The 3572-nt window shown below is 65.2% G+C and carries 8 protein-coding genes; 4 read left to right on the forward strand and 4 right to left on the reverse strand.

The genetic code is table 11. The features are described from left to right. From HMPREF3092_RS05855 to HMPREF3092_RS05865, 3 genes are all read right to left on the reverse strand, one after another. Positions 1 to 544 (reverse strand): recombinase family protein (locus HMPREF3092_RS05855; protein ID WP_070424184.1); only part of this gene is annotated, 544 nt, incomplete at its 3' end. Between the two features lie 2 nt (positions 545 to 546). Beyond that, a complete protein-coding gene (locus HMPREF3092_RS05860; protein WP_070424185.1) occupies positions 547 to 1407 on the reverse strand; it encodes a Fic/DOC family protein in 861 nt (286 codons plus the stop codon). Beyond that, a complete protein-coding gene (locus HMPREF3092_RS05865; RefSeq protein WP_019174038.1) occupies positions 1407 to 1649 on the reverse strand; it encodes an antitoxin VbhA family protein in 243 nt (80 codons plus the stop codon). Before HMPREF3092_RS05865 ends, HMPREF3092_RS05860 begins: the two co-directional genes overlap by 1 nt. A gap of 253 nt (positions 1650 to 1902) precedes the next feature. On the opposite strand from HMPREF3092_RS05865, the gene HMPREF3092_RS05870 reads away from it, so the two are divergent. From HMPREF3092_RS05870 to HMPREF3092_RS05885, 4 genes are read left to right on the forward strand one after another with little or no spacing between them, the layout of a single operon-like run. Beyond that, on the forward strand, positions 1903 to 2433 hold the full coding sequence (locus tag HMPREF3092_RS05870) for a TetR/AcrR family transcriptional regulator (RefSeq protein ID WP_019174037.1): 531 nt from the start codon (positions 1903 to 1905) through the stop codon (positions 2431 to 2433). A gap of 2 nt (positions 2434 to 2435) precedes the next feature. Further along, on the forward strand, positions 2436 to 2783 hold the full coding sequence (locus HMPREF3092_RS05875; RefSeq protein WP_005053852.1) for a DMT family transporter: 348 nt from the start codon (positions 2436 to 2438) through the stop codon (positions 2781 to 2783). Beyond that, positions 2783 to 3103 carry a DMT family transporter gene (locus HMPREF3092_RS05880; RefSeq protein WP_019160223.1) on the forward strand — a complete coding sequence of 107 codons (321 nt, stop codon included), beginning with the start codon at positions 2783 to 2785 and terminating at the stop codon, positions 3101 to 3103. The genes HMPREF3092_RS05875 and HMPREF3092_RS05880 overlap by 1 nt, the downstream gene beginning before the upstream one ends. A 15-nt stretch (positions 3104 to 3118) precedes the next feature. Then, positions 3119 to 3316 carry a hypothetical protein gene (locus tag HMPREF3092_RS05885; RefSeq protein WP_005053846.1) on the forward strand — a complete coding sequence of 66 codons (198 nt, stop codon included), beginning with the start codon at positions 3119 to 3121 and terminating at the stop codon, positions 3314 to 3316. On the opposite strand, the gene HMPREF3092_RS05890 is transcribed toward HMPREF3092_RS05885, so the two are convergent. Next, a partial coding sequence (locus tag HMPREF3092_RS05890; RefSeq protein WP_256174389.1) for a hypothetical protein occupies positions 3313 to 3572 on the reverse strand: 260 nt, incomplete at its 5' end. The two genes, HMPREF3092_RS05885 and HMPREF3092_RS05890, sit on opposite strands and share 4 nt — an antisense overlap.

The following is a 3572-nucleotide window of genomic DNA, read 5'->3' on the forward strand; positions in this document are numbered from 1 at the left end:
TCTGACTGCCGCCAATCTTTGCAACAGAGCCCGCGATTTGCTCGTAGCTCATCGGCGGGTCAGCCTCCCGCATGGTCTTCGCCATTGCGATGCGCTCGGGTGTCATGACGGTCGGGCGGCCGCCGACGCGACCCTGGGAGCGCGCGTGCTCGACGCCTCTGCGGGTGTTCTCACGGATCATATCGACGCGAAGCTGCGCGAGCGTCGCCATGATCTTGAGCATGGCTTCACCCATCGCTGTTGACGGGTCTATGTCCATCCACGGTTCATCGAGGCTGCGCAGCTTCACGCCACGCGCTGCGTGGTCACGGATAACCGAGATAGCGATGCTGTCAGTGCCTGCCACGCGGTCGAGCGAGGGAATCACCAGCTCATCACCGGGGCGCTGAATCTTCCGGCACTCGATCCAATCGGGTCGATCCTCAACGCGACTTGAATAGCCAACGTCAACGAAAATTCGTTCGCACCCTGCCTGTTCGAGGCGGGCGATCTGCGAGTCTGCATTCTGCTCGCGGGTGCTGACACGGGTATATCCGAGCCTCACGGCTATCGTCCTAAGCTCGGGCCACGCTCGGGCGGCTTCGGCTTCGATCCGTCGCCCAGCTCGGGCATATCCCGGCCGCGATCTGCTGCGTGCTTCGGCTTGCTCGGCCGAGCCTCGCGCAGCTCGTTCACCTTGCGCTCGATGCGCTCTCCAAGCGTCATCGGCTTCTCGGGCGCTGCGTCGCCTGTGACGCGGCCGCCCTCGTGCATCAGCACGTTCGACCGCGGCACGGCCGCGTGCTCGAACACGGGCACCATCGGAACATGGTTGGGTAGGTACTCCCCCAGCGGCGGCCGCGTCGCGGCCGATGCCATATTCCAAACTTCCTCGGGCACGCGCTCGAACTCAAGCGTGTACGGTGAGCGCTCCGCAACGTGCTCCATGAACACCTTGGTAGTGCGTCCGTTGCCCTCTCTGAACGGATGACTCTGGTTTGTCCAGGCGAAGATTTCGGCGGCGCGCTCCGAGAACTCGGCGTGGCTGAGCTGCGCCCAATCGGTGCGCTCGACCATCACGCGCACGTTGTCTAAGTAGGCGTCTATCGCGCCGTTGTGAGCATCAGCGAAAGCGGCTCCGCCGCCCTTCGCCATGTTCACCGTTCGGTACTGACCAGCCCATTCAAAGGTCGAGCCGAAGAGGTGGCCGTGAATCTGCTTCATGTGCTCGCCGTCGAACGTGCGAGTCACAAGCTCCGGGCGCAACTCAAGCTCGATGCGGCGCGCAAACGACATGCGGTAGTCGTAGGTGCGCAGCGCTGCGGCGTCTCGAATGTCCGGTATGTTGCGCAGCACGCCATTGCGGGTCTGCGCGTTGTACGTCTCCGGGTAAAAGTATGACTCCCACGAATCGAACTGGTGCGGCATCAGAGCGTAGCGGCCGCTCCGGCGATGCGCGCCGCCTTAGCGGCGGTGCGCGCCTCGTAGTCCTCGAACGTCAGCGCGCCGCGCGTGTAGTCGATGAGGTCGGCCACGTCTTCGCGGTTCGGCTCCCATCCCTCATGCCAGCCTGCCGCGAGCGAGCGCACAACGGCTCGGCGCTGGTCAGCGTCGAGCTGGTCGAACAGCTCGGGCCAGCGGGCCTCTACGTCAAATGATGGTTGCGACATAATGCTGCACCTCCTGGTGTACTCCTGATTTTACCGGCCTGCCCGCAAACGGTATAGGTCGGGTTTCGGGTCGGGGTTGGTTTCGGTCATAGGTTTCGGTCGGTCAGATAACGGCGTGTCGCTGCCTCGGCGGGCCGTCCGGCACGGCTGCCCGAAAACGATCGTTTTCGGCCTACTCGGCTCGCGGTGATGAACCTATGCGCCGGCAATCTGCTGGATGGCCTGGTTACCTTCCGAATGGTAACCTACACTCATGCGCACCGATCCTCGCCCCGCGATCCTGGCGGCCGCCTTCTCTCAGCTCGACGAGGGGCGGGCGGTGTCTCTGGATTCCGTGGCCCGAAGTGTGGGGCTGACCAAGCCGGGGGTGATGTATCACTTCCCCACGAAGGAAGCCCTCATGCTCGCCCTGGTGGACTCCGTTTTGGACCGCTGGGAAGAGGCGCTGGTCGCACGCCTCGGGTCGTCGCCGGAGGGCGCGGCGCCGGCCGCGCGCATCGGCGCGTATGTCGACTGGTCACTGTCCGGGGGTTTCGATGAAACCGACCTGGTGGCGATGAGTGATCCGAAGCTGCGCCGCTCGCTCACGCAGCGCTGGGCCGAACGTCTCGCGCCCTGGCTCGTCGTGCCCGATGACGTCGCCCCGGACGAACGCACCCGGTTGCTCGCCGCCCGCCTCCTGGCCGACGGCGGGTGGCTTGCCGAAGCCGCCAACGTCTCCCCTCCTACCCCCGGCGACCTGGCGCAGCTCCGCGCCTTCGCCCACAACCTCGTGAAGGACTGACTATGAAGAAATGGCTCCTGCTTGCCGGCGCGATCATCAGTGAAGTCGCCGGCTCCCTCGCCCTCCAAGCCGGCCAGGACCACCCCGCCTGGTACATCCTCGTCGCGATCGGCTACGTCGGCGCGTTCACGCTTCTCGCGCTCGTTCTACGCGAGGGGATGGCCCTCGGGGTTGCGTACGGGATCTGGGGCGCGATGGGCGTCGCCCTGACGGCGGTGCTGGCGGCACTTCTGTTCGGACAGCCCTTGACCGGCGTGATGATCCTCGGCCTGGCGTTGATCATCGGCGGTGTTCTCACCGTCGAACTCGGATCGCAAGCGGCGCAGCGCAAGAGGGAGGCGAGCATCTGATGGTCTGGCTCTTCCTCATCCTCGCGATCGTCCTCGAAGTCGGCGCGGCGCTCTCCCTGCGCCTGGCAACCGGCGGACGGAAACTGTTCTACATCGCCGTCGTCGTGGGCTACCTCGGCGCGTTCTTCTTCCTCACCCAAGTCCTTGCCCTCGGGCTCGGCATCGGTGTTGCCTACGGCATCTGGGCCGCCTCCGGCGTCGCCCTCACCGCAGTGGCCAGCAAGTTCCTGTTCAAAGAGCCCTTCACCTGGGTCATGGCGCTCGGCATCGCCCTCATCATCGGCGGCGTCCTCCTCGTCGAACTCGGCGCGGCCCACTAGCCTGCCGACACGGCCATGACCGTCGCTCGCACCCTCGCGGCAATTCGCCGCGCCCTCCTGGAAGATCCTGCCGTCGACATCCGATTCGTGGACGCAATCACCGTCGACAGTCATCTTCTGAGCACGCACGGCCAGGCCCTCATCCTGTTCGTACACCCACAGCATCGCGAAGTCGTCGACGAGCTGCGCAACGCCTCCCGCCCATTGGACTAGTGCGGTCGGCCGGGGTCATCACCGCGGCCGCGCAGCTCGTCAACGAGCTGGCGGTGCGCCGTGTGCAGGAACAGCACTGGGCGGCCGCTGCGCCCACTGTGGAGGTAACTGTCGGCGGTGAGCGCATCGGTGAACACGACTTCAAGCTCCGGCTGCTCGTGCAGCAGTCGCCGCACTTGTTCGGCCACCCGCTCAGTCATCGAAACTCCCCCCAGAGCTTCCGGGAGGGCTCTGTTGCAAAAATCGTGAAGCTTGA

The organism is Brevibacterium sp. HMSC24B04, from assembly GCF_001806835.1.
GTDB classification, from domain to species: Bacteria; Actinomycetota; Actinomycetes; order Actinomycetales; family Brevibacteriaceae; genus Brevibacterium; species Brevibacterium ravenspurgense.